19 protein-coding genes are annotated in these 23,546 nt (G+C 67.3%); 8 read left to right on the top strand and 11 right to left on the bottom strand.

Features of this window, described 5'->3' with window-relative positions; all coding sequences use genetic code 11:
• Nucleotides 1-72 precede the first annotated feature (72 nt).
• From PSR88_RS40280 to PSR88_RS40305, 6 genes are all read right to left on the bottom strand, one after another.
• Entirely contained in the window at nt 73-975 is a 903-nt protein-coding gene (locus tag PSR88_RS40280; protein ID WP_051004136.1) for a DMT family transporter, read from the bottom strand.
• A 376-nt stretch (nt 976-1,351) separates the two neighbouring features.
• Nucleotides 1,352-1,609, bottom strand: a complete 258-nt coding sequence (locus PSR88_RS40285) for an SHOCT domain-containing protein (RefSeq protein ID WP_016881534.1) — start codon at nt 1,607-1,609, stop codon at nt 1,352-1,354.
• 125 nt (nt 1,610-1,734) lie between these two features.
• Nucleotides 1,735-2,298 (bottom strand): PspA-associated protein PspAB, encoded by a 564-nt coding sequence (gene pspAB, locus PSR88_RS40290; RefSeq protein WP_016881535.1) that lies wholly within the window; start codon nt 2,296-2,298, stop codon nt 1,735-1,737.
• A 14-nt stretch (nt 2,299-2,312) separates the two neighbouring features.
• Nucleotides 2,313-3,230, bottom strand: coding sequence for a zinc metalloprotease HtpX (htpX, locus tag PSR88_RS40295; RefSeq protein WP_016881536.1), 918 nt, complete (start codon nt 3,228-3,230; stop codon nt 2,313-2,315).
• Between the two features lie 4 nt (nt 3,231-3,234).
• Nucleotides 3,235-3,513, bottom strand: coding sequence for a PspA-associated protein PspAA (pspAA, locus tag PSR88_RS40300; RefSeq protein WP_016881537.1), 279 nt, complete (start codon nt 3,511-3,513; stop codon nt 3,235-3,237).
• A complete protein-coding gene (locus PSR88_RS40305; RefSeq protein WP_016881538.1) occupies nt 3,510-4,304 on the bottom strand; it encodes a PspA/IM30 family protein in 795 nt (264 codons plus the stop codon). The genes pspAA and PSR88_RS40305 overlap by 4 nt, the downstream gene beginning before the upstream one ends.
• A gap of 463 nt (nt 4,305-4,767) precedes the next feature.
• Between PSR88_RS40305 and PSR88_RS40310 the strand changes: the two genes are divergently transcribed.
• Together PSR88_RS40310 and PSR88_RS40315 are read left to right on the top strand one after the other, a co-directional pair.
• Nucleotides 4,768-5,436: an ABC transporter ATP-binding protein gene (locus PSR88_RS40310; protein ID WP_016881539.1), complete on the top strand. Its 669-nt coding sequence runs from the start codon at nt 4,768-4,770 to the stop codon at nt 5,434-5,436.
• The gene (locus PSR88_RS40315) at nt 5,433-6,977 is read left to right on the top strand and encodes an ABC transporter permease (RefSeq protein WP_016881540.1); all 1,545 of its coding nucleotides are present in this window, start codon (nt 5,433-5,435) and stop codon (nt 6,975-6,977) included. The genes PSR88_RS40310 and PSR88_RS40315 overlap by 4 nt, the downstream gene beginning before the upstream one ends.
• Nucleotides 6,978-7,031: 54 nt before the next feature.
• Here PSR88_RS40315 and PSR88_RS40320 read toward each other — a convergent pair whose 3' ends face one another.
• Nucleotides 7,032-9,293 carry a heavy metal translocating P-type ATPase gene (locus PSR88_RS40320; RefSeq protein WP_016881541.1) on the bottom strand — a complete coding sequence of 754 codons (2,262 nt, stop codon included), beginning with the start codon at nt 9,291-9,293 and terminating at the stop codon, nt 7,032-7,034.
• 203 nt (nt 9,294-9,496) lie between these two features.
• Nucleotides 9,497-9,763, bottom strand: a complete 267-nt coding sequence (locus tag PSR88_RS40325) for a heavy-metal-associated domain-containing protein (RefSeq protein ID WP_016881543.1) — start codon at nt 9,761-9,763, stop codon at nt 9,497-9,499.
• Between the two features lie 289 nt (nt 9,764-10,052).
• Here PSR88_RS40325 and PSR88_RS40330 point away from each other — a divergent pair, with 289 nt between their 5' ends.
• The 4 genes from PSR88_RS40330 (at nt 10,053) to PSR88_RS40345 (ending at nt 15,543) form a co-directional block, all read left to right on the top strand.
• A complete protein-coding gene (locus tag PSR88_RS40330) occupies nt 10,053-10,298 on the top strand; it encodes a DUF2892 domain-containing protein (RefSeq protein WP_016881544.1) in 246 nt (81 codons plus the stop codon).
• The gene (locus tag PSR88_RS40335; RefSeq protein ID WP_016881545.1) at nt 10,295-10,549 is read left to right on the top strand and encodes a hypothetical protein; all 255 of its coding nucleotides are present in this window, start codon (nt 10,295-10,297) and stop codon (nt 10,547-10,549) included. Before PSR88_RS40330 ends, PSR88_RS40335 begins: the two co-directional genes overlap by 4 nt.
• Nucleotides 10,550-10,668: 119 nt before the next feature.
• Nucleotides 10,669-13,086, top strand: coding sequence for a heavy metal translocating P-type ATPase (locus PSR88_RS40340; protein WP_029538693.1), 2,418 nt, complete (start codon nt 10,669-10,671; stop codon nt 13,084-13,086).
• Nucleotides 13,087-13,128: 42 nt separating this feature from the next.
• Entirely contained in the window at nt 13,129-15,543 is a 2,415-nt protein-coding gene (locus PSR88_RS40345) for a phosphoketolase (protein WP_051004135.1), read from the top strand.
• Between the two features lie 258 nt (nt 15,544-15,801).
• On the opposite strand, the gene PSR88_RS40350 is transcribed toward PSR88_RS40345, so the two are convergent.
• Both PSR88_RS40350 and PSR88_RS40355 read right to left on the bottom strand, forming a co-directional pair.
• A complete protein-coding gene (locus PSR88_RS40350; RefSeq protein WP_016881549.1) occupies nt 15,802-16,254 on the bottom strand; it encodes a universal stress protein in 453 nt (150 codons plus the stop codon).
• 183 nt (nt 16,255-16,437) lie between these two features.
• Complete coding sequence (locus PSR88_RS40355; protein WP_411755690.1) at nt 16,438-16,818, bottom strand: alpha/beta-hydrolase N-terminal domain-containing protein; 381 nt, start codon at nt 16,816-16,818, stop codon at nt 16,438-16,440.
• A 491-nt stretch (nt 16,819-17,309) separates the two neighbouring features.
• Here PSR88_RS40355 and PSR88_RS40360 point away from each other — a divergent pair, with 491 nt between their 5' ends.
• A complete protein-coding gene (locus tag PSR88_RS40360) occupies nt 17,310-19,250 on the top strand; it encodes an NUDIX domain-containing protein (RefSeq protein ID WP_342338994.1) in 1,941 nt (646 codons plus the stop codon).
• Nucleotides 19,251-19,295: 45 nt separating this feature from the next.
• On the opposite strand, the gene PSR88_RS40365 is transcribed toward PSR88_RS40360, so the two are convergent.
• Nucleotides 19,296-21,770: a glycoside hydrolase family 65 protein gene (locus PSR88_RS40365; RefSeq protein WP_016881552.1), complete on the bottom strand. Its 2,475-nt coding sequence runs from the start codon at nt 21,768-21,770 to the stop codon at nt 19,296-19,298.
• Nucleotides 21,771-23,003: 1,233 nt separating this feature from the next.
• Between PSR88_RS40365 and PSR88_RS40370 the strand changes: the two genes are divergently transcribed.
• On the top strand, nt 23,004-23,312 hold the full coding sequence (locus PSR88_RS40370; protein WP_029538696.1) for a metal-sensitive transcriptional regulator: 309 nt from the start codon (nt 23,004-23,006) through the stop codon (nt 23,310-23,312).
• Nucleotides 23,313-23,546 lie beyond the last annotated feature (234 nt).

The raw sequence follows: 23,546 nt of genomic DNA on the forward strand, positions 1-23,546 counted from the left end.
TGACCGTCCGAGACCGAACATGCGCGTACCGGCGATGCGCTGACGGAAACTTACTGACTCGAGGCGAACCTGTCACGTTCCCGAACGCTCCGGACGTGGCCGTAAAACGATCCACATCGACGCCAGTACGGCGAGCAAACCCGCCGCGGACCATCCCGTAGGCCATTCTCCAAAGAGTAAGGATCCCAAGATAATTCCGACAACCGGTGCCAAGAATGTCCACGCGCTCAGCGCGTCCAGCCGGCAGTGCCTGGTTTCGGTGAACCAGGCCACGAACGCGGCGGCCGTACCCACCAACGACAGAAACGCCAATACCGCAACGAATCGTGGGGTCCAGTCGATTGCAGGGGGGCCCTCGACCATTCCCGCCCAAACCGCCAACGCAACTCCGCCGATCACGAAATGCCAACCGCTGGCCGCGAGCACGTCCAAACCCGCAAGGCGCCGCGACAGCAGCGTGCCGCCCGTGATCGCGGCCGCGGCCAGCAGTGACAACAGCGCTCCGCTGCCACCGCCCCCTGGCACCGCCACCACCAACAGGCCAGAGAACCCGACCGCTAACGCCGCTGCGGTCTGGACGGTCACTGCTTCGCCGTACAACCACCACGCCGGCAACAAGATCAGCAATGGTTGGGCGTTGGCGAGCACCGCTGCGGTGCCGGTCGCCAGTCCTGACACTCCGGCGAACATTGCGGCGAACGCGACCGCCACGTTGACCAGGCCCAACACCGTGATCAGTAACCAGGCGTGGAATCCACGCGGCCTGGGCCGACTCTGAACTTCGGCGACCAAAACCAGACACACCCCTGCCACCAAGGCGCGCAGGGCGGCGAACCACAACAGCGACGAGTCCCGAAGCCCCCAGCGAATAGCCACGAAACAGGCTCCCCACGAGGCGGTGATCCACAACAGTCGCCACGGCTTCGGCGCACGCCGAAGCTCCGCGACGCCCGCTGAACCGGTGCCGGCGGTCATCGTGGCCACTGCACGTGGAAATCGGCCCGATCATGACGAACCAGCACCGAACCCTGGAACTGCTGAGGGAGACCTGGAATGCAAGCCTGTGCCTTCACCGCCTGCCTCCTCACCGTCTTGCCTGATTCGAAACCTTCATGAACGTCCATCACCGTCGGTGCATAGAACGAGTCCTGTATCTGGCTGGCCGGTATGACGATCTCCGGCGAATGCCATGGATTGAGTTCTGCTCGCACCGGTTCGGCAGGCGCTCGGTCGGCGCCGACACCTCGTTGCTAACGGGAACGGTGACCCTGGGCGGCAGAAAGTGAGCACCGGCTCGGACTCGTCAAAGAGCTCATGAGAGCACACACAGCACCGCTAGACGTGGTTGCGGTCATTGCGGTGCCTGTCCGCGCAGCGTCGCCAATCGGCTGCGGTACTCGGTCTCGTCGAGTTCACCGCGGGCGAATCGTTCGGCGAGCAACTGCTCCGCTGTGTGGAGCACCGGCAGGTGCGTGGGCGACGATGCCTCGCGCCCGACATATCGGACCAGCATCACGACGCCGGTGATCAGTAGCCCCCAGAACAGCACCATTCCGATGATCATCAGCGCATAGCCCCAGCCGCCGGGATCACTGCCGTACCAATACATCACGATGACTTCTCCTCATTTACTTGGATGGAAGCGTTGTATGCCCCGGCGACACTCGGTGGGATAGGCGCGGACAGCGGGGATCGATGCCATGTGCTCCATGGTCTGTGCCAGGACGTGCCGGGTCAGAGTCCGGGCGCGTTGTAGAGCGGGAACCAGCGAGTGAGATCCTTCTCCACCCGCAGATCGGTCTCGATGGCCGACGTGATCTGTAGCTCGAGGCTGTTGTCGCGTCGATCGGTCCCTGCGGGGGCGAAGGGGTACCAGCTGCCCCGCTTGTAGAGGTAGACGAGCCCGAGCGGGCGGGTGCCGTCGGTGAACGCGATGACGGTACACAGCAGTGCCGACCCGAACCCGGCGTCGACGAGGGCGCTGTTGACGGTGTGCAGATCGGTCACCAGGCCTTCGAGATCGTCGGGGTCGGTGCGGCGGATGAGCCAGGAGAATCCGTAGGTGTCGGTCTGCTCGCTGTATTTGCCTCCGTCGAGGGCGAGTAGTCCGTCGACCTCCTCCCGTAGTTGGGCAAAGCCACCGCCTTCGGCGGCTTTGAAGCAGACCGCGCCGGTGCCGGTGGGGTGGAACCGGGTGCTGACCTGAAGGGTGACCGCGGCGGCGGGCAGTGCGAAGAGTTGGTCAAGATTGGGCGGCACCGGTGCGGAGCGGCCGAGGAGCGCATCGAGGAAGCCCATGGGGTCTAGAACTCCTATCCGAGTTGGCGGGCGATGTCGCCGAGCTGCGCGAGCCGGCGATCGAGCGGCGGGTGGGTGGCGAAGAGCGAGGAGAGGCTGAACCCCTCGGCGAGGGCGGGGGCGAAGAAGAAGGCGTTGAAGGCCTCGGCCTGGCGCAGGTCCCGGGTGGGGATGCGTGCCATCTCGCCGCTGACCTTGGTCAGGGCCGACGCCAACGCGGACGGCTGGCCGGTGAGCAGCGCGCCGGATCGGTCCGCCGACAGTTCCCGATATCGGGACAACGCCCGGGTGAGCAGGAACGAGACGGCGTAGACGACCGCGGAGACCACCACGACTGCCATCAAAACGACGGCGGTGCTGCCGCCTTCTCCGTCGTTGCGTCCACGGCCGCCACCGAACCCGCCGAAGAAGCCAGCGTACAGGGTGAACCGGGTGATCAGCCCGGCCAGCACGCCCAGGAAGGAGGCGATCGTCATCACCGCCACGTCACGGTGGGCGACGTGGGAGAGTTCATGTGCGAGCACCCCTTCCAGTTCCTCGGTGTCGAGGCGACGCAGGATGCCCGTGGTCACGCAGACCACCGCCCGGGTGGGGCTGCGCCCGGTGGCGAACGCGTTGGGCACATCGACCTCGGCGATCGCCACCGCCGGTTTGGGCATGTCCGCCAGCGAACACAACCTGTCGATGACCCCATGGAGTTCGGGCGCCTGATCGGGGGTGACGATCTTGCCGCGCATTGCGTAGAGCGCGATGCGGTCGGAGAACCAGAATTGCGCGAACAACAGTCCACCGGCGATGACGACCGCCACGATCGCACTCTTCAGCAGAACGATGAGCACGGCGGTGAATACGACATAGATCAGACCCAGCAGGAATGTGGTCCAGAGCATGCGGCGGGTCAGCCCGCGATCGGGCCGGAAGCGGCTCTTCATCGTCTCACCCGGGAATCAGGCCTTCCTCGCCGAGCAGGGCGCGTACTTCGTCCAGGCTGCTTTCCTGGGCGGGGAGGATGACATCGGAGACGGACAGCGAGTCGTCGGCGAGGGGCGTGCCGACGGCTCTCACCCGGTCCAGCAGGGTGTTCAGGGCGTGCTGGAATCGTTGTTCGTCGCCGGCGGTTACCGCTTCGGCCACGGCAGAGTCGAGCTCGTTCAATTCGTCGAGGTGTTCTTCGGCGATGTCGAGCTGGCCCTCGCCCAGGATGCGTACGATCACGACCGGTCCTCCTTCGGTGATCCGGGCCCGGCGTCCAGGGGGGTGGGCGACGAGGCCTCTTGACTGGTGCCCGGTAGCGCGGCTCGATTTCCCGAGGGGAGCGCGCGTTTGAGGTGGGCCAGTTCCGCTTCGACGTCGGACTGGGAGGACATCTTCTCCAGTTCGGCCTGGATGTCGTCCTTGGTCGTGCCGGTGGCGTCTTCGAGTGCCCCGGAGGCGAGGAGTTCGTCGATGGCGCCGGCGCGGGCCTGCAGCTCGGCGGTCTTGTCCTCCGCGCGTTGCATGGCCAGCCCGACGTCGCTCATCTCTTCGCTGATCCCCGAGACCGCTTCACCGATCTTCGTTTGGGCTTCGGCCGCGGTGTAACTGGCCTTGATCGTCTCCTTGCGGATGCGGAACGCTTCCACCTTCGCCTGCAGACGCTGTGAGGCCGCGGTGAGTTTGTCCTGTTCGGCCTGCAGCGCCGCCTGCTGCGGGGCGAGCTCGGCCAGCTGCTGCTGCGCCGCCGACCGGCGAGTCAGAGCCTCCCGGGCCAGATCATCGCGGCCCGCCGCGACCGCTGCCGTCGCCTGCTGCTGCAAGGTGCCGACCCTCGCCTCCAATTGGTGGGCCTGCAGGTCCAGGCGCTTGCGGCTGGTCGCCACATCCGCCAGCCCACGGCGCACCTGCTGCAACATCTCGAGTTGCTTCTGATACGAATAATCCAGCGTTTCCCGCGGATCCTCGGCACGGTCGAGAGCCTTACTGGCCTTTGCCTTGAAGATCAGCGCGAGACGTTTACCCAGGCTCATTGCGTTCCTTTCCTGCAAGCTCGATCCCTGGTGGACCCCCTCGATGCCCTGCGCGCGGGGACTCGAAAGGTCTTGCGCAGTCAGCGTCGGCCGCAGCCCTTCCGCGGGCCTGACCCGTTTATGCGTCGGTTCGTTGCCGAGTGTCGGCGGCGAACCCCCGCAAATCGGTGAGGGTTTTGTGAAGATTCGTTGAAGAAGCGGACCGGTCGACTGCGCCCGGCGCTGCCACGGTATTGAGTTGAGGAATCGGCGGGTCACAACCCGAGGAGAGTGCACCGATCACGCGGCACTCGTTCGGGTTGATGTAGTGCGGTGGGAAAGGGGTGGCACATCGACCTCGCCATCACGGCGTCCGATTCGACACCCCCACCGCCGCTTTCCGGTGCCGGCCGCCGGTGGTGCACCCGCCTGACGCAGTGGCGCTGACGTCCCGATGACCACCGCAAGTGTTCCGAGGAGCGAGATGAACAGTTCGGGGTCCGCGGAGTCGGCGCCGGTGAACGCGGTGCTGACCGCTGAAGGAATCGAGAAGAGCTTCCGGCAGGGATGGTGGCCGGCCCGCCGCGATTTCCCGGTACTGCGGGGCGTGGATCTCGTGCTGCAGCCGGGCGAGGTGGTCGGGCTGACCGGGGAGAACGGGTCGGGGAAGTCGACGTTGATGAAGATCCTCGTCGGCGAGTACCGGCCGGACGCCGGCACCGTGACCCGGTCGGGGCGGCTGGGATACTGCCCGCAGCAGCCGGTGGTCTACGAGAGGTTGACCTGCGAGGAACACTTCGAGCTGTTCGGCTGCGCCTACCGGATGACCCCGAACGAGGAGCGACGGTCCCGCCGGGGACTGTATGCGGCGCTCGGCTTCGAGCGGTACGCGGACACCCGCGCCGACCGGCTGTCCGGCGGTACCCTCGCGAAACTCAACCTCGGGTTGGCGATGCTGGCCGACCCGGAGGTACTGCTGCTCGACGAGCCGTACTCCGGATTCGACTGGGACACCTACCTACGGTTCTGGGAACTGGTGGCACAGCGCCGGGAAACCGGCCGCTCGGTGCTGATCATCAGCCACTTCGTCACCGACGAGCACCGATTCGACCGCATCGTCGACCTGCGCAACGGGAGGGCGGCGGCGAGATGAGAAGCGAGGATCACCTGCCGGGGGCGCCGGGCGAGGTCGCGCTACTCGTCCACCGATTCCTGGCCGACTACGCCCGCAATCCGGTCAACATACTGGTGCTGGTGCTGGTCCCGGTGGTGTTCGTGATCGTTGCGGCCGGGTCGATGGCCGATGCCGCGAAACTGCTCGGCGGCGCGGGCGGGCCCGCGGTGGAAACCGCGACCGCCGGCTGGGCGGCGGGATTCCTCGCCGGTATCGCCATGTTCTTCCAGATCGGCGCCGCCCGTGCGGCCGATCGGCGACTGGTCTCGGCGGGCCTTGCGCCGATTCGGTTGGTCGCAGCCCGGCTCGGGACCGGCCTGGTGCTGGGAGCGTTGGTCGCGGCGGCGGCCCTGCTCGCCTTGGCCGCGCGCACCGGCATCGGCGACCTCGGCCGGGCGATCGCCGGCACGCTGATGTTCGCGGTGATCTATCTGGCGATCGGCGCACTGGTGGGGGCGCTGGTGCGCAACCCGGTCAACGGCACCGTCCTCATCTTGTTCGTCTGGATTCTGGACGTGTTCTTCGGACCCGCCGTCGGATCCCCCGATCGCATCGAAACCCGGTGGTTCCCGACGCATTTCGTGACGTTGTGGATGGTGGACATTCCGTCCCGGCACGGCGGCCGGATCGGGGACCTCGGCTGGGCACTGGTGTGGATGTTCGCGGCGCTGATCGTCAGCACCGTCGTCATCACCGCGACCGTCGGTGTGTCCCGGCGGCCGCGGCGGCGCCCCCCAGCTGGATCCGGGCGGGGTCAGCTTTCGGCCGGACTGCGGATGGGTCTGCGCGACTACCGCCGCAACCCGGTGCTGTGGGTGCTGCTGGTGGTGGTACCGATCGTGTTCATTGTGCTGGCCAAGGCGATGACCGCGCAGGAGTCCGGTGTGTTCTCGCTGGTGGAGGGTGGTCGGACGGTGATGGAGGTGTTCTGGTTGCCGGATGTGCATGCCGGGACGATGACCCCGATCGCGATCTCCTCGCTGGCGGCGTTGGCCGGACTGTTCGTCGGGCTCGATGCCCGGGCGGGCGATCGACGACTGACCCTGGCCGGCTTTCCCTTCCCCCGGCTGCTGGCGGTGCGGTTGACGATGATCGGATGCGCCGCAGCCCTGGTGACCCTCTCGTCGTTGATGGTGACCGCCACGGTGTTCGATGCCCGGCAGTGGGGCGTCTACGGAGCCGGGAATCTGCTCATGGCTGTGACCTACGGGCTGCTCGGTTTCTGTCTGGGGCCGATCTTCGGGCGCGTGGGTGGGGTGTTCATCGCCTTTCTGGTGCCGTTTCTCGATATCGGGATCGGCCAGAGTCCGATGCTGCGGCCGGAACCGGCGACCTGGGCACACGCCCTCCCGGGATTTGGGGCGATGCGGGTGTTGCTCGATGGCGGGTTGACCGCACGGTTCGACGAAGCCGGGCCGCTGCTGGCGGCGTTGGCGTGGGTGTTCGCGCTCACCGCGCTGGCCGGGTGGCTGTTCCACCGCACCCCCGCCACTCCCGTGCGTCCCCGGTTGGGGATGTGATCGGCGGCGAACCCACCACCCCGGTGCCCTCGGGCAGCGGGGTGGTGGGTGCTGTTACTGGTTGGGGGTGAACCGGCGCAGTCGCAGGCTGTTGCTCACCACGAACGCCGAGCTGAAGGCCATTGCGGCGCCGGCGATCAGCGGGTTGAGTAGGCCCAGGGCCGCCAGCGGCAGGGCCGCCACGTTGTAGGCGAACGCCCAGAACAGATTGCCCTTGATCGTGCGTAGGGTGGCCCGTGCCAGACGGATTGCGTCCGGGGCGGCCCGCAGGTCACCGCGCACCAGCGTCAGGTCCGAGGCCTCGATCGCGACGTCGGTGCCGGTGCCCATCGCCAGACCCAGGTCGGCCTGGGCGAGGGCGGCCGCGTCGTTGACGCCGTCGCCGACCATCGCCACCACCCGCCCCTGGTCCTGCAGGTTCTTGATGACGTCGACCTTGTCGCTGGGCAGGACCTCGGAGATCACATCGTCGATCCCGACCTGGTTCGCGACGCTCCGCGCGGCGCGGTGATTGTCCCCGGTGAGCAGCACGGGGGAGAGGCCGAGCTCGCGCAGTTCACTGATCGCTGCGGCGGAGGTGTCCTTGACGGTGTCGGAGATGACGATCACCGCGCGGATCGCCCCGTCCCACGCAATCCACACCGGGGTGCGGCCCTGTGTTTCGGCCTCGTCGACGACGAGCTGCAGCTCGTCGGGGGCAGTCAGCGCCCACTGCTCGCGCAGCCAGCTGTTCCGGCCGGCGAGCATGGCATGGCCCTCGACGACACCGGACACCCCACGGCCGCCGTGGTTTTCGAAACCCTCGACCGCCGGCAACGGGCCTACCTCGGCGGCGTGTGCGGCGACCGCCTGGGCGATGGGGTGTTCGGAGGCATGCTCGAGCGCACCCGCCAGCCGCAGGACTTCGGCGTCGGACACCCCGTCGGTGACGTGCACCGAGACGACGGCCATCCGGCCGGTGGTGATGGTGCCGGTCTTGTCCAGGACGATCGTGTCGACGCGGCGGGTCGATTCGAGGATCTGCGGGCCCTTGATCAAGATGCCGAGCTGGGCGCCGCGGCCGGTGCCTACGAGCAGCGCGGTCGGCGTCGCCAACCCCAGCGCGCACGGGCACGCAATGATCAGCACCGCGACCGCGGCGGTGAACGCCGCCGTCACCGTGTTCCCGGTGAGCAGCCATACCGCGAGGGTCAGCAGCGCGAGCCCGATGACGATGGGCACGAACACCGCCGAGACCCGGTCGGCGAGGCGCTGGACCTGCGCTTTCCCGTTCTGCGCCTCGATCACCAGCCGCGCCATCTGCGCGAGTTGGGTGTCGGCGCCGACCCGGGTGGCGCGGACGACGATTCGCCCACCGGCGTTGACGGTGGCACCGACGACGCTGTCGCCGGGCCCGACCTCGACGGGGACCGGTTCGCCGGTGAGCATCGATGCGTCGACCGCGGAAGTGCCGGCGGTGACGATCCCGTCGGTGGCGATCTTCTCCCCGGGCCGGACGACGAACACATCGCCGACGGCGAGTTGGCCGATCGGGATGCAGATCTCGGATCCCCCGCGGAGCACGGCGACGTCCTTGGCTCCCATGTCCAGCAGGGCGCGCAGCGCGGCCCCGGACTGCCGTTTCGCGCGGGCCTCGAAGTAGCGGCCGGCGAGGATGAAGGTGGTCACCGCCGAGGCGACCTCGAGGTAGATGTGCGGTTCGGTGCTGCCGGTGGTCAGCAGGTCGAAGTTCATCCGCATGCCGGTCATGCCGGCGTGGGTGAAGAACAGCGCCCACAGCGACCACAGGTAGGCGGCGGTCACGCCGACGGAGATGAGGGTGTCCATCGTGGCGGCGCCGTGCCGCAGGTTCGCCCAGGCGGCGCGGTGGAACGGCAGCGCGCCCCACACCACCACGGGGGAGGCGAGGGTCAGGGTCAGCCACTGCCAGTTGTCGAACTGCAGCGCCGGGATCATCGACAACAGCACGACCGGCACGGTCAGCACCGTCGAGACGATCAGCCGCTGCCGCCACTCGGCGGCCTCGTCCGGTTCTGTGGGTACGGCCGTCGTCGCCCCGGCGGCGTCCGCGGGGGAAGCGGAGAGGGTGGCGGTGTATCCGGTCGTCTCGACCGTCGCGACGAGGTCTTCGGGGGCCACCCGGTCGGCGAAGGTGACCTTGGCCTTCTCGGTGGCGTAATTGACGGTGGCGGTGACCCCGTCCATCCGGTTGAGTTTCTTCTCGATCCGCGCCGCACACGACGCGCACGTCATTCCCCCGATCGACAGCACGACATCGTGCTGTCGATCACCGGACTTCGTGATCCGGGTCGTCATGCCAATTCCTTCCCAACTCGAATACCGCTACCCCTGTGATGTTCTCGTTGTCCGTGTTCGTGATCGGCCCTGCGATCACCGGTGACACCGCCCCCGACAACCCGGCGCCCACGCGGACGCCCCCTTCGACCGAACACGGTGAACACCACGGCGGTTGAGCCGAGTACCGGCGGGCGGGTTCCTCCATCCGCCGGCGTCGTGCGTCAGCCGCAGCAGCAGCCAGCGGCATTGCCCGCCATCGGCAGGGCGCGACCGGCGGCCACCGTGCGTTCCGTCGAGACGACTTCGTACCCCGCCGCCGAGATGGCCTCCGCGACAGCGGACGGGGTCGGCGCGCCGACCGTGGTCACGGTGCCCGTCTGCAGGTCCACGCGTACCCCGGTCACGCCGGGAACGGAACCCACTGCAGCCTTCACCGTCGACACGCAGTGCCCGCAGGTCATCCCCTGGACTGTGTATGTGGTGGTCATCGATCTTCACCCTTCTCGGACGCGTCGATGCGCGTCCCGTGCAGTGAAGTATATACCCCTAGGGCGTATAGGTAAATGGATGTTCTGTCGCATCGACGAGAAACCTGATGTCGGTCCATGTCGACAGCGGCCTCGGCTCGAGTCTCTGCGCTGACTTCTTCATCGAATCTTCACCAAACAACCAGCCAAGCCATACCGGGTGGGGGCAGGCTCGGACGTGATCGACCAGTGACTGGCAGGCGTATTCCGAGTTTCAACAAACGTTTTGATCAGACATCGAGGAGCAGTGATGACGCAGAAATGGAGTGTCAACGTCACCCCGGCCGAGCGGATCGCCCGGATCCTCGTCGGCGGGGTCGGCGTGGTCGGCGGGGTTTACCTGATCACGGGCGGGGCAACGGCCGTGATCATGGCATTGGCGGTGCTGTTGATCCTGGCCGGACTGGATCTGGTGGTGACCGGGGCGACCGGCCATTGCCCGCTGTACCAGAAGCTGGGCCATGTCCCGGCATCGTTGAAGGGCGGAACGTCATGACCGAGGATGATCGGCGGGAGCCCTCTATCGGCGACAACAGCGGCCACGACGACCATGCCGAGCATCCGGGTGCCGGTGGGCACAGTCGTCACCGCTGGATGATGATCGCCTGCTGCATCCCGATGGTGGTCATCGCCGTCGCACTGATCGCCACCGGAACGGTGGGAATCGGCGGCATCGTGTTCGCGCTGGCGTGCGTGGGAATGATGGCGGCGATGATGTTTTCGATGGGCGGAGAACACCGGCATTGACGCCCCGCCCCCCATCAACCCAGTGGGTCGGTGATCAACACCATGACCAGCTGAAGTCGGTGCTGCTCGAGCGGGGCGATGCCGGCTCGGTGCCGCGACAACGAAAGGTGCCACAGCGAATGAACCGAACCACCGTGCTCGAAGTGGGTGGACTGCACTGGGCGAGCTCGACGGCGTCCGTCGAGGCCACCCTGCGCCGTCGCCCGGGAGTCGCCTCCGTCGCGGCGAACGCTGTAAACCAGACCGCCACCGTCACCTACGACCCGGCGAAGACGTCGGTGGTCGAACTGTCGAAGTGGGTGCGTGACTGCGGCTATCACTGCGCCGGACGTTCGGTGCCCGATCACGTATGCGACCCGATGTCCGAGCCGGCCGCCGTGGCCGAACACCTCCACCACGCCCCGCCGCCCGGTGCGCCCGCCGCACCGGCAGCACATGAGGCACATGAGGCACATGGACGGTCGCCGCAGGAGATGATGGGCCACGGCGGTGGTCATGCCGGGATGTCGATGGATGACATGGTCCGGGACATGCGCAACCGCTTCCTGGTTGCCGCGGTGCTGTCGATCCCGATCTTGCTGTGGTCCCCGATCGGCCGCGACGTCCTCGGATTCACGGTGGCCGCACCGTTCGGTCTGCGCGACGACGTCTTCTCCTTCATCCTGTCGATCCCGGTGATTTTCTACTCGGCCTGGATCTTCTTCGACGGCGCCTACCGCGCATTGAGGGCACGGACGCTGGACATGATGGTCCTGGTCGCGGTGGCCGTCGGCACCGGATGGCTCTACAGCGCCGCCATCACCGTCACCGGCGGCGGTGAGGTGTTCTACGAGGCCGCCACGGTGCTGACCGCGTTCGTGCTGCTCGGGCACTGGTTCGAGATGCGCGCCCGCGGCGGCGCGAACGACGCGATCCGTACCCTGCTCGAACTGGCCCCGCCGATGGCGCTGGTGCTGCGCGACGGGGAACCGGTCGAGATCCCCACCGCCGAGGTCGTGGTCGGGGATCTGCTGCTCATCCGCCCGGGCGCGAAGATCCCGGTCGACGGCACGGTCGAGGAGGGAAGCTCGGAGGTCGACGAGTCCATGGTCACCGGCGAGAGTCTGCCGGTGACCAAGACACCCGGATCGCAGGTGATCGGCGCTTCGATCAACACCACCGGCACCCTGCGGGTCCGCGCTATCAAGGTCGGCTCCGACACCGTTCTCGCCCAGATCGTCGCCCTGGTCCAGGAGGCCCAGAACTCCAAGGCGCCCGGGCAGCGACTCGCCGACCGGGCCGCCTTCTGGCTGGTCCTGGTCGCGCTGATCGGCGGCACCGGCACGTTCGTGGTGTGGCTCCTGGCGGGTGAGAGCGTGCAGATGGCGCTGCTGTTCGCGATCACCGTCGTGGTCATCACCTGTCCCGACGCGCTGGGCCTGGCCACCCCGACGGCGATCATGGTCGGCACCGGCCTCGGAGCGCAGCGGGGGGTGCTGTTCAAGAACGCCACCGCACTGGAAACCTCGGCGCGCATCGACACCGTGGTGATGGACAAGACCGGCACCCTGACCAAGGGCGAACCGGAGGTCACCGACGTGGTCGCCGACGGTATCGGCGAGGACGAACTCCTCGCCCTCGTCGCCGCGGTCGAACGCGAATCCGAGCACCCGCTGGCCGGCGCGATCGTCCGTTACACCGCCGAACGCGCGATCCCGCAACTGCCGCTGGCCGAGTTCTCGAGCGTGCCCGGGCACGGTGCCACCGCCGCGGTGCAGGGCCGCCGGGTCGCGGTCGGCAACCGCAAGCTCATGGTCGCCGAACAGGTCGATTTCGGTGCCCTGATGGATCGGCGGGACGAGCTGGCCTCGACCGGGCGTACCGCGGTGCTGGTAGCCGTCGACGGCCGGGGGGTCGGGGTGATCGCGCTGGCCGATGCCGCCCGGGAAACCTCCGCCGACGCGGTGTCCGCACTCCACGACCTGGGCATCGAGGTGGTCATGCTCAGCGGCGACAACGAGGCCACCGCCGCGCGCATCGCCGGACAGCTGGGCATCGACACCGTCATCGCCGAGGTGCTGCCCGGTGACAAGGCCGCCAAGATCGCCGAGCTGCAGCGTGCCGGCAAGAAGGTCGCCATGGTCGGTGACGGCGTCAATGACGCCCCCGCCCTGGCCCAGGCGGACCTGGGCATCGCGATCGGCGCCGGCACCGACGTCGCGATCGAAACCGCCGACCTGGTGCTGATGCGCTCGGACCCGCTCGACGTGCCGATCGCGCTGCGGATCGGGCGGGGCACCCTCCGCAAGATGCGGCAGAACCTCGGATGGGCGGTCGGCTACAACGTCATCGCCCTGCCGATCGCCGCCGGGGTCTTCGAACCCTCACTGGGGCTGGTGCTGCGCCCGGAGATCGCCGCCCTGTCGATGTCCGGCTCCAGCCTCATCGTCGCGGTCAACGCCCTGATGCTCAAACGACTCAAGCTGCCCACCCCGCCCGAACCACACCCCGCCGCGCCCCGACCGGCGCCCGAACCCACACCAACAGGTCCGCGGTGAGCGGTGACTCGAGCGAACTATTCGTCAACGACGAGGAGCACAATGCACGTCATACCCGAATCAACATCTCCGGCAGACTCATTGACCGATCAGGAACTCGGCGACCTCGACGCGTGGTGGCGGGCGGCGAACTACCTGTCGGTGGGTCAGATCTACCTGATGGGCAACCCCCTTCTCCACGCACCGCTCCGTCCCGAGCACATCAAGCCCCGGCTTCTCGGCCACTGGGGCACCACGCCGGGACTGAACTTCATCTACGCCCACCTCAACCGGGCAATAACCGCACGCGATCTGAACATGATGTACGTCATGGGACCCGGTCATGGCGGCCCGGGACCGGTGGCCGCCGCGTGGCTCGAGGGCACCTACAGCGAGATCTACCCCGACATCACGCAGGACGAGGACGGGATGAAAAGGCTGTTCACCCAGTTCTCCTTCCCCGGCGGCATTCCCAGCCACGTCGCACCGGAAACCCCGGGATCGATTCACGAGGGCGGCGAACTCGGATACTCCCTCTCGCACGCCTACGGGGCGGCGTTCGACAATCCGGACCTGATCGTCGCCGCGGTGGTCGGGGACGGCGAGGCGGAGACCGGTCCGCTCGCCACCAGCTGGCATTCCACCAAGTTCGTCGATCCGCGCCGCGACGGCGCGGTAATGCCGATCCTGCATCTGAACGGGTACAAGATCGCCAACCCCACCGTGCTCGACCGGATCGACCGCGACGAACTCGACCAACTGCTCCGCGGATACGGGCACACACCGATCCTCGTGGAAGGCACCGAACCCGAGTACATGCACCAGGCATTCGCGGCGGCGCTGGACCGCAGCCTCGACGAGATCGCCGAGATCCAGCGGCGCGCCCGACGCGGCGGCCACACCGAACGCCCCCGCTGGCCAATGATCGTGCTCCGCTCCCCCAAGGGATGGACCGGCCCGAAGGAAGTCGACGGACTCGAGGTCGAGGGCTACTGGCGCGCACACCAGGTCCCGTTCACCAACGCCCGCGGCGACGACGGCCACCGCAAGATCCTCGAGCAGTGGCTACGCAGCTACCGGCCCGAGGAACTGTTCGACACCTCCGGCGCCCCCGCAGCCCACATCCGGGACCTGCACCCGCTCGGCACTCGACGCATGAGCGCCAACCCGCATGCCAACGGCGGGCCCCTGATCCGCGACCTCGCGATGCCCGATTTCCGGGACTACGCGGTCCCGGTCGAAGCGCCGGGCACCGGCAACGTCGAGTCCACCCGGATCCTGGGCACCTTCCTGCGAGATGTGATGCGTGAGAACATGTCCACCTTCCGGATGTTCGCACCGGACGAAACCAATTCGAATCGACTCGGTGCCGTGCTCGAGGTCACCGACCGCACCTGGAACGCGCGCACCCAACCCGATGACGATCACCTCGCCCACGACGGACGCGTGATGGAAATCCTGTCCGAGCACACCTGCCAGGGATGGCTCGAAGGGTATCTCCTCACCGGCCGGCACGGCGTGTTCTCCTGCTACGAGGCGTTCATCCATATCGTCGACTCGATGTTCAACCAGCACACCAAGTGGCTGCGCACCACCAACGGCATCGCCTGGCGCCGGCCCATTCCCTCGCTGAACTACCTGCTCACCTCGCACGTGTGGCGCCAGGACCACAACGGGTTCTCACACCAGGATCCCGGATTCATCGATCACGTGGTGAACAAGAAGGCCGACGTGATCCGGGTATATCTCCCGCCCGACGCCAACACGCTGCTGTCGGTGGCCGACCACTGCCTGCGCAGCCGGCAATACGTCAACGTCATCGTCGCCGGGAAACAGCCGCAGCTGCAGTACCTCGACATGGCCGCGGCGATTACCCACTGCACCAAAGGCATCGGGATCTGGGACTGGGCCAGCACCGACAGCGGTGTGGCACCGGATGTGGTGCTCGGGTGCGCCGGGGACGTGCCCACGATGGAGACGCTCGCCGCCGTCCAAATCCTGCTGGAGTGGTTCCCCGACCTGAGGATCCGGGTGGTCAATGTGGTCGATCTGATGCGGCTGCAGGACCATCGGGAGCACCCGCACGGGCTGACGGACGCGGACTTCGACGCGCTGTTCACCGTGGACAGGCCGGTGATCTTCGCCTACCACGGGTATCCGTGGTTGATCCACCGACTGACCTACCGCCGCACCAACCATCACAACTTCCATGTGCGCGGCTACAAGGAGGAGGGGACCACGACGACACCGTTCGACATGTGCGTGCTCAACCAGATCGACCGCTTCGATCTGGCGATGGACGTCATCGACCGCGTCCCCCGTCTCCACCGCATCTCGGCGCACCCGCGTGAGCACCTGAAGAACAAACTGATCGAACATCGCCAGTACATCCGCACCCACGGGGAGGACATGCCCGAGATCACCCGCTGGCAATGGGCCCCGGCGGACCCCGAAGTGGTCTCACCCGCCGAGCAGTGAGATGACGGGAGGGATCGACCGTTGACGGAAACACATCCGTAGTGGACGAGAGGGAGCCGAACAGTCTGTTCGATCAGGTGACGAAGATTCTGCGCACGCGCACTCGCAGGTAATCACCACGCCCGGGGACGGGCTATCTGGCAGCCTCTGCGGGTGCGGATCAGCGTGGTCGGCGCGGACCCGCGCCGGCACACATCGAGCCGCTGCTCGGGCCCCGGGAACCTCTTGGCCTTCGTGGTGGGCGCCGGGGGCGGACTTCTACTCGGCTGCAGGCGTTTCCCGTCCCGGTCGGACGACCAGTACCGGGCAGGTGGCGTGGTGGACGATCTGGGTGGACACCGACCCGAGGAGCAGTCCGGTGAACCCTCCCCGGCCGCGGGAGCCGACGACAAGCAGGTCCGCATCCTGGGCGGCCTCGAGCAGAACGGAGGCGGGAGGCCCCTGGACGACCTCTCCGCTGATGTGGACGCCCTCGGTGGGAACACCTTTCAACGCTTCGCTCTGGGTCTGGTGTGCGACGCGCTCGAACGATTCGTGCTCCCAGATCAGTCCGTCCATGCCGGTCGCCGCGGTCGGATACTGCCACCCGGTCACCACCCGTACCTGCCCGCGGCGCAGACGGGCTTCGGTCACCGCCCACTCGAGGGCCGTCAACGACTGGGCCGACCCGTCCACGCCCACCACGACCTGAAATATGTCGTTGCTGCTCACGCGCTGCGCCTTTCCTCGGTTCTGAGTGACGTTACCGTGACCGTCGGCGCCATCCCCATGAGCGGCGTCGATATCGCTTTGCCAGTTCGCCGCCACCACGACGTGCCGATCAGGGTCACGCGGCGATGATCTCCACCGTCAGCTCGACCCGGCGTTGCAGCGCCCACCACGAGAACTGCGGCTCTATCCACCGGCGCACCGGGAACTCGAGCACGAGGCCACACCGTAACCGGTCACGCCGGTGATACCGCTGACAATTCCCTGAAAGATCCAGTTCCTCGGAAGCAGCGACGGATTGCTCCACGCGAAATAGGGGAGAGCGCGAACACCAAACCGACGAAAGCCAGATCGTGCCGTGCGCTGCCCGCGCAGTTCGGCTGCGCCCCTGCGCGGGACTGTGATTCGCTCACCCTCTGAGTAGCCCGGGTCGGTGGAGGAGAAGACCGTGGTGATGTTCTGGTACGGCGGGCCATGACCCGGCTGGGATCTGCGTTGACGAGCATCGGAGGGTCCAGTTTGAGTCCTGCGGATCACGGCGCACATCCCGGTGGCCCGGCGCACCATGAATATCGGCCCCTTCGCACGGACGCCCGCGACTTCGTCGTGATCCGCGCGGTCGCGGCGGATGTTTCCTGTGGGGCTGAACGGGCCTCGGCTACACCGATCAGGAAGGTGATGATGGACCACACATCGACGACACCCATCAGTCCGCTTACGGCGCCGGTGACCGTTCCGCGCGCGTTGGCCGCTCGGCGGCCGCGGCTCTCGAGCGGCACTGCCGGGCCGGCTGACACGACGGCCCGGCGTTCGGGGTGCGCGATACGTGGGTGGGATGTTTCGGCATGACGCGCAGCGATCATTCCAGCACGGCCGGATCCACACCGGCGGAGACCGGAAACGGATTCGACCCAGGTGATGAGCCGTGCGCGCCGTGCGTGGCTCAGTTGTACTCCCCGGCCGAGCGGCTGACTGCCCTACGCGCGGCGGTCCAACATGAGCCCGATCCGCTGGTGACGTTGACCCACCTGCTACACCTGTGCCGTGATGAGCATCGCGTGCTGTGGGAACAGGCCGCCGATCCGGGCATCCGGGCAACGGTCGCAAACGTGCTCGCTCCGTTCCACACGGTGGTCGGGTCCCACCCGGCTGCGGCGACCCTGGACGCGCCGGTTCGCCAAGCCCTGGCCGAAGCGCTGCGCCCAGTCGACGGGACGGCGCCGGTAGTGATCGCTCACACGCTCGCGCAGGTCCTCGACGACCACTACGGGCAGTTCTTCACCGACTCGTTCCGCAGACGCAGCCCCTACCAGCCCGGGATAGGTGATCCAGTTCCTCTGGGCGGCCCCGACATCCGCGCGGTGATGGACATGCAGCCCACCTCGCCACCCTGGCGGCTGGCGAACCGGCTGGATGAGACTCGCCGGGTCCGGCTGGCCGGAGGGTGGGTGACACAGTTTCGGATCGTGTTCGACTACAGCCTCTTCGACGCCCTGCCCGGTCTGGTCACCGCCGACACCATCGTTGCCACCTGCCACCCCAACCGAGCCCTGACCGAATTCACTCTGCCCCGCGACTCGACGCAGCCGACCTTCCCGGTGCAGCCGACGGACCTCGATCGGCAGCGCCGCCACCTCGATCAGCTCATCGGCCGGGCCGCCGCCGCTGGTGCCTCCATCATCGTGCTGCCCGAACTGTGCGTCACCGAGTCGCTGGCCCGACACCTGCAGGACTGGGTCCGCCGCGAGGATGGCCCCCGGCTCCTGGTCGCCGGCAGCTACCATCACGTCGATGGTTCGCCGCCTCGGCGGCGCAATACCGCCATCGCCTGGGTCCGCGGGCACGACCAGCCGTTGACACACGACAAACATTCGCCCGCCGAGCAGCCGATCCTGGAGGACATTCAACCGCAGGGTTGGCCGGAATTGCGCGTGTACGTCACCGCCGACGGATGGCACCTCGTGATCGCAATCTGCCGGGACCTGCTCAATCCACAGGCGGTGCACACCCTCGCCGAGACCGGAGCCAACCTGGTGCTGGTGCCGGCGATGAGCGAGAGCCTGGCGCCCTTCACCGGTCAGGTCGCGCACCTGGTCGGCTCGGGACAGGCCATCATCGCCCTGGCGAACAACCCCGCCGACTGGGCCCGAAGAGGCGACCCCGCCCCGCACCGCTCGGCCCGCGCCCTGTTCGGTCACCCCGGTCTGGGGCAGCAGACCCGGCTGGTCGCCTCGCCGGACACCGCTCCCGGTGTCGCGACGCTCAACGTGCGGTCCGGGCTGATCGGCTGGACCAGCGCCGACAGCCAGGACTCGCCCGGCCAGCCACCCGGTGACCAACCGTCATCCCCGCAGACCCTCCCGGAGTGGGCCGCCCGGCTTACGGCAGCAATCCGCCGCTACCGCCAGTACGAGCCACCGCCGCCGAAGCCGATCACGCTCCGCCCCGCTGCGGTGCTCGTGCTGCTCACCGACGGACCTACCGGCCCGCGGATACTGCTCACCGAGCGTGCTCCGGACCTGCGGGACTACCCCGGCCGGCGCGTGTTTCCCGGCGGCGCCCGGGACCCGCAGGATGACGGCCCGGTGGCCACCGCCTTGCGGGAAGCCGGCGAGGAGGTCGGACTGGACCCGGGCAGCGTGCAGATCCTCGGCGTGCTGCCCGCACTCGCCGAGCCCGAGACCAGGTTTCTGGTCACCCCCGTGCTCGGTTGGTCCGCCCGCCCGGAGTACACCCGACCGGTCAACCTCGCCGAAGTCACCTCGGTCCATCACGTGCCGCTGCAACAGCTCGCCACCCGGTCCGAGCCGGCGCATCCAGGTCATGACCGAGACGGTATACCGGACCCGCCGAGTCCGGAGCTGACTGGCCTCGGCTCGATGACCGCCATGGTGATCGATATGCTGCTCACCCTGCTCGCCGAGCCGATCCATTCGTCCGCCCCGGACACAACCGGGCATCCGCCCTCGAATCCCGACGCTCCCGGACCGCCATGGTGACGGCCAGGGCGGGGGAGGTAGCCGGTGCGGCATGGGTGGGCTCAGTTAGTCCCGCAACATCGGAGCGGTAGGGTCGGCGCCAGGTTCGGGCAGTGCGTGGGCGGCCGCCGCCGACGGCAGGTCCACTTCCCAGACCTCGCCGGGGGTCAGCGTCTTCTCGATTCCTTCGACGCAGAGCCGGACCGGTCGGGCCGAGCAGGGATACAGTCGGATCCGCGCCCGGTCCTGGGTCAGGCCGATGCTGATCGGTTGTCCCCGATAACTGAACCGGAACCTCGCCTCGGTCAGTTCGGCGGGCAGGACCGGATGAAGCCAGAGGACGTCCTGCCGGGTTTCCACCCCGCCGTAACAACGGATCACCATATCGGCGGTTCCAGCCATGGCTCCGAGGTGGACACCTTCATGAGTGGTCCCGCCCTGAGTGTCGGCCAGATCCGCCTCCAGAGCCTGCTCGAACAGCGACCACGACCGTGGCCTGTCGGTCCGGGCCAGAACCCAGCCGTGGGTCAGTCTGCTCAAGGTCGAGCCGTGGCTGGTGCGCGCGAGATAGTACTGGACCGTACGGGGGATGAGTTCCGGCGGCAGCGTGTACCCGAGGCGTTCGAACACGGTGCGGAGTTCTTCGGCGGAGAACAGGTAGAAAAGCATCAGAACATCGGCCTGTTTGGAGAGCCGGTACCTGTTGGTGGTGTCGTCTTCGGCCTGCAGGATCAGATCCAGTCGGCCGATATTGCCGTAGCGCGCCCGGTAGGCGTTCCAGTCAAATTCCTCCAGCGCCTCGTAGCCCTCGAACTGGCTGATGACACCGTCGTGGAAGGGTACGCGCAGCCGCCTGCTGATCCGGTCCCAGCGTGCGGGCTCCTCGGGCTTGAGGTGCAACCGGCGCCAGAGCGGGTCGCAGTCGCGACAGGCCAGCAGGTCCACCGCGTCCTCGGCCCGGGCGAGCACCCAGGCGGCCAGCACGTTGGTGTAGGCGTTGTTGCGCAGACCCTGACCCGGTGCGTCCGGGTACCCGTCGTGGTACTCGTCCGGTCCCATCACGCCGCTGATGTCGAAGTGGTCATCCGCGGGATTGTGAACGGCCAGGCTGGTGAAAAGTCGGGCGACCTCCACGAGGATTTCGGCCCCGTACTCGGCGAGGAACCCGGTGTCGGCCGTGGCCTGATAGTACTGCCACACACTGTAGGCCACGGCCAACCCGACGTGCCGCTGCCTGCGGGAGTTGTCCGCCATCCACACCCCGTTGCGGACGTTGAAGAGCTCGGCGGGGGTTTCCTCCCGGCCGTCGCTGCCGGACTGCCAGGGAAACATTGCACCGTCCAGGCCATCGGCGCGGGCGGCCGCGCGGGCCGCGTCCAGGCGCCGGTACCGGTAGAGCAGGAAGGAGCGCGTCAGTTCGGGTCGGCGCAAGGTCAACATGGGATAGACGAAGAGTTCATCCCAGAAGATGTGGCCGCGGTAGCCCTCACCGTGCAGTCCCCGCGCGGGCAGGCCCGCATCGAGGTCTGTGTCAGCTGCCGCGACGGTTTGCAGCACGTGAAAGATGTGCAGATTCAGCGCCAGCGACTGCCGTGCACCCGTCTCAAGGTCTATCCCGAACCGCTCCCACAGTGCAGCCCAGGCGCTTTCCTGGGAGCCGAGCAGCTCCCCGAATCCGGGTGCCCGGCCGATCCGGTTGCCGGCGTCCAGGGCGGCCGTGGAGGTGGCGCGATCCCGGGAAGTCGCCACGGCGACAATCTTTTCCACCGTCATCGGGATGCCGCGCCCGACGCTGAGCGTAATGGTGTGCCCTGCGCGGGCCTGTTCGGCGATCAGCCGGCGGTCGACGACGGTGTCTGCGGCGCCCACATGGGTCCGTGCCGCAGTCGCGATGCTGATCCGGGACTGGTTGGTCACCGCCTCGTACAGCACCGTTTCACCGTCCAGTTCCACGGAGCGGACCGGGACCAGATGTTCGTGGGCCAGCGCACGGTCCGCTGCCACGTTGCGGTTTGCCACCGCTCCGTTCACGGCGGACTCGACGGTCATCTCACCGGACCAGTCTTCGGCTTCGACGGTGAGCTCCAGTGCGGCCAGATGGGTTTCGGTCAGAGACTGGAACTGCCGGGAGGTGAGCCGGGTCGTGCGGCCCTCGGCGTCGCGGTACCGGTGGGTGCGAGTCAGCACACCGGTACGCAGATCAAGATCCTGGCGGTAGCTGAGCATCTCCGGCGATCCCGGACACAGCACCGGACCGTCTCCGTCGCGGACGGTCAGGAAGGTCCAGTCCGGGGCATTGACCAAATGTTCGGTCTCAACGGTGTTCCCATCGAGGGCGGTGGTGAGCCGATTATAGATTCCGGCCAGATAGGTGCCCGGGTAGTGGACTGCGTCGGCGGTGCTTCCGGGCACCGCGCCACGGGTGGCCCAATACCCGTTCCCCAGCGTGCACAGCGCCTCTCGGGTTGCTTCCTGGGCAAGGTCGAACCGGTCATGGACCAGATTCCAGCCCCCGGCGGGGTCGGCCGCGCCCCTCCACACCAGGATCCGCCGCTCTGTGCTTGGTCGATGGCCGTCTCGGCCGGCTTCCCGGGGATTCGTCGCGCGGTGGCGTCGTTGTCACCCGTGAGCATCACAACCTCGATGCCGGGTTCGGGCCAGCCGAGACCGGACGCACCGCGAGACACCTCCGTCACAGCCGGTAGCCGAGCCGTTCGCAGGGACGGCACATGCCGCTGCTGTCATGGTGACACTGTAACTGCGTCGCCGAGGAAAGCGCGGCGAGCTTGCGCGCCCGAACTCACCGCCCAACCGGGCTCGTTCGCGCACCACCTCACCAGTGTGGGTCATCGAGTGTTGGTGAAATCGACGAAACCACTACCGCTTCCTCGATCGAATTGGGCAGGATTGGCCCGCCCCGGCCTGGAGGTCTGGTCATCTGCACTTCAATCCGGGAGGCACGCGCCAGCCGATTTCGTCGCCCGTGGCCACGTTCTAGGATGGGATCGTGGTCCTCTTCTACGAGGTTTTGTTGGTTTTCGCTGCCTTGCTCATCACGTGGTTCTCGCTGTACGTCATCTATCGTTTGCTCACCGAGGAAGATTCGAACCGCCGATTCCGGTGATTGCTGGTGATTACCGGGGGTCGTCGGCGGCAGGGATGACCGGGTGATGCTGCCGCGGTCGCGTTCACTGGCACCGAATCTCCGTGCCACGGCCGTACCGATCCAGCACGGCCGGGCTTCTGCTTACTCACCCTCGGTGTCAGCGAGTTCTGATACCGAACGGCCACCGACATGACGTCGGCCGCAGGAATCTGCCCGTCGCAGTTATCTGCCGCCAGGCGGATGAGCTGGTCGCCGAACATCGTTCGCGTGAATTGTCCGAGGTGAGGTGCCAATCCTCGCGCCTAACGACGTGACGGTCCGTGCCCAGCCGCTCGTATTTGCGCGTCGCCGCGCCACCACCCGCCATGAAGGTAAAGCTTCTTCAGCGAATCTTCACAGAAATCCTCGGCTTGAACCGGCAATGAACTGACAGTCTTGAACGAGAGACGGGCGCAGGGCGCCGTCGGGTTGATCGAGGTGGGATAAGGGACAAGGAGTGGATGTGTCGCAGTACAGACGAACACCGACCGGGATTGTGTGCCCGCGACGTGCGGATCCACCACCGGCGACTCGGCCGCTGAATCGTCCCCGGCGTCCGCAATCGCCGATCATACCGGAGGAGGGTATATTGAGAGGTGGAGAACGCGGCCTGGCGAGAGGAGTCGGCAGTGAGCACCGAACCCCCCGAGGCCAGCCATCGCCACATCCAGTCCAAGGGCGCCTACCTCGCGCGCCTGCGGCGCATCGAAGGGCAGGCCCGCGGCCTTCAACGGATGGTCGACGAAGAGAAGTATTGCATCGACATCCTCACCCAGATCTCCGCGATGACCAAGGCCCTCCAGGCCGTGGCGCTGGGCCTGCTCGAGGAGCACATCAGCCACTGCGTGGTCAATGCCGCCGCGGCCGGCGATCGCGTCGAGGCCGACGTGAAGATCGCAGAGGCATCCAACGCCATCGCACGTCTCGTGCGGTCCTGACTGCAAATCTGTCATCGAAGGGCATGGCGCCGAATGGGGCCCTGACAGCCCGCCGAGCCGAAAGCGGGAGCGCGCCCAGGTGCTTGGAATCTGTCAGGCCGCCAAGGTGATGGAGTTGGACGGCCTCGCGTGATCTCCGGCGGGTGCGGGCGTGAACGCTTGGCCCCCACTGCACAACTGCCCGACCTCTTGCGTGATCAGCACGTGTGTGCACTGTGAGAAAGGAATTCCCCT

Source organism: Rhodococcus sp. DK176 (assembly GCF_038447315.2).
GTDB classification, from domain to species: Bacteria; Actinomycetota; Actinomycetes; order Mycobacteriales; family Mycobacteriaceae; genus Rhodococcus_F; species Rhodococcus_F jostii_A.

Bases quoted from the DNA above. Each gene is read 5' to 3' on its own strand.
- PSR88_RS40335 (WP_016881545.1), top strand. From the start codon at position 10,295: ATGACCGAGGATGATCGGCGGGAGCCCTCTATCGGCGACAACAGCGGC.
- PSR88_RS40330 (WP_016881544.1), top strand. From the start codon at position 10,053: ATGACGCAGAAATGGAGTGTCAACGTCACCCCGGCCGAGCGGATCGCC.
- PSR88_RS40340 (WP_029538693.1), top strand. From the start codon at position 10,669: ATGAACCGAACCACCGTGCTCGAAGTGGGTGGACTGCACTGGGCGAGC.
- pspAB (WP_016881535.1), bottom strand. From the start codon at position 2,298: ATGGGCTTCCTCGATGCGCTCCTCGGCCGCTCCGCACCGGTGCCGCCC.
- PSR88_RS40280 (WP_051004136.1), bottom strand. From the start codon at position 975: ATGACCGCCGGCACCGGTTCAGCGGGCGTCGCGGAGCTTCGGCGTGCG.
- PSR88_RS40305 (WP_016881538.1), bottom strand. From the start codon at position 4,304: ATGAGCCTGGGTAAACGTCTCGCGCTGATCTTCAAGGCAAAGGCCAGT.
- PSR88_RS40310 (WP_016881539.1), top strand. From the start codon at position 4,768: ATGAACAGTTCGGGGTCCGCGGAGTCGGCGCCGGTGAACGCGGTGCTG.
- PSR88_RS40355 (WP_411755690.1), bottom strand. From the start codon at position 16,818: ATGGTGCGCCGGGCCACCGGGATGTGCGCCGTGATCCGCAGGACTCAA.
- PSR88_RS40325 (WP_016881543.1), bottom strand. From the start codon at position 9,763: ATGACCACCACATACACAGTCCAGGGGATGACCTGCGGGCACTGCGTG.
- PSR88_RS40285 (WP_016881534.1), bottom strand. From the start codon at position 1,609: ATGTATTGGTACGGCAGTGATCCCGGCGGCTGGGGCTATGCGCTGATG.
- PSR88_RS40315 (WP_016881540.1), top strand. From the start codon at position 5,433: ATGAGAAGCGAGGATCACCTGCCGGGGGCGCCGGGCGAGGTCGCGCTA.
- PSR88_RS40320 (WP_016881541.1), bottom strand. From the start codon at position 9,293: ATGACGACCCGGATCACGAAGTCCGGTGATCGACAGCACGATGTCGTG.
- PSR88_RS40345 (WP_051004135.1), top strand. From the start codon at position 13,129: ATGCACGTCATACCCGAATCAACATCTCCGGCAGACTCATTGACCGAT.
- htpX (WP_016881536.1), bottom strand. From the start codon at position 3,230: ATGAAGAGCCGCTTCCGGCCCGATCGCGGGCTGACCCGCCGCATGCTC.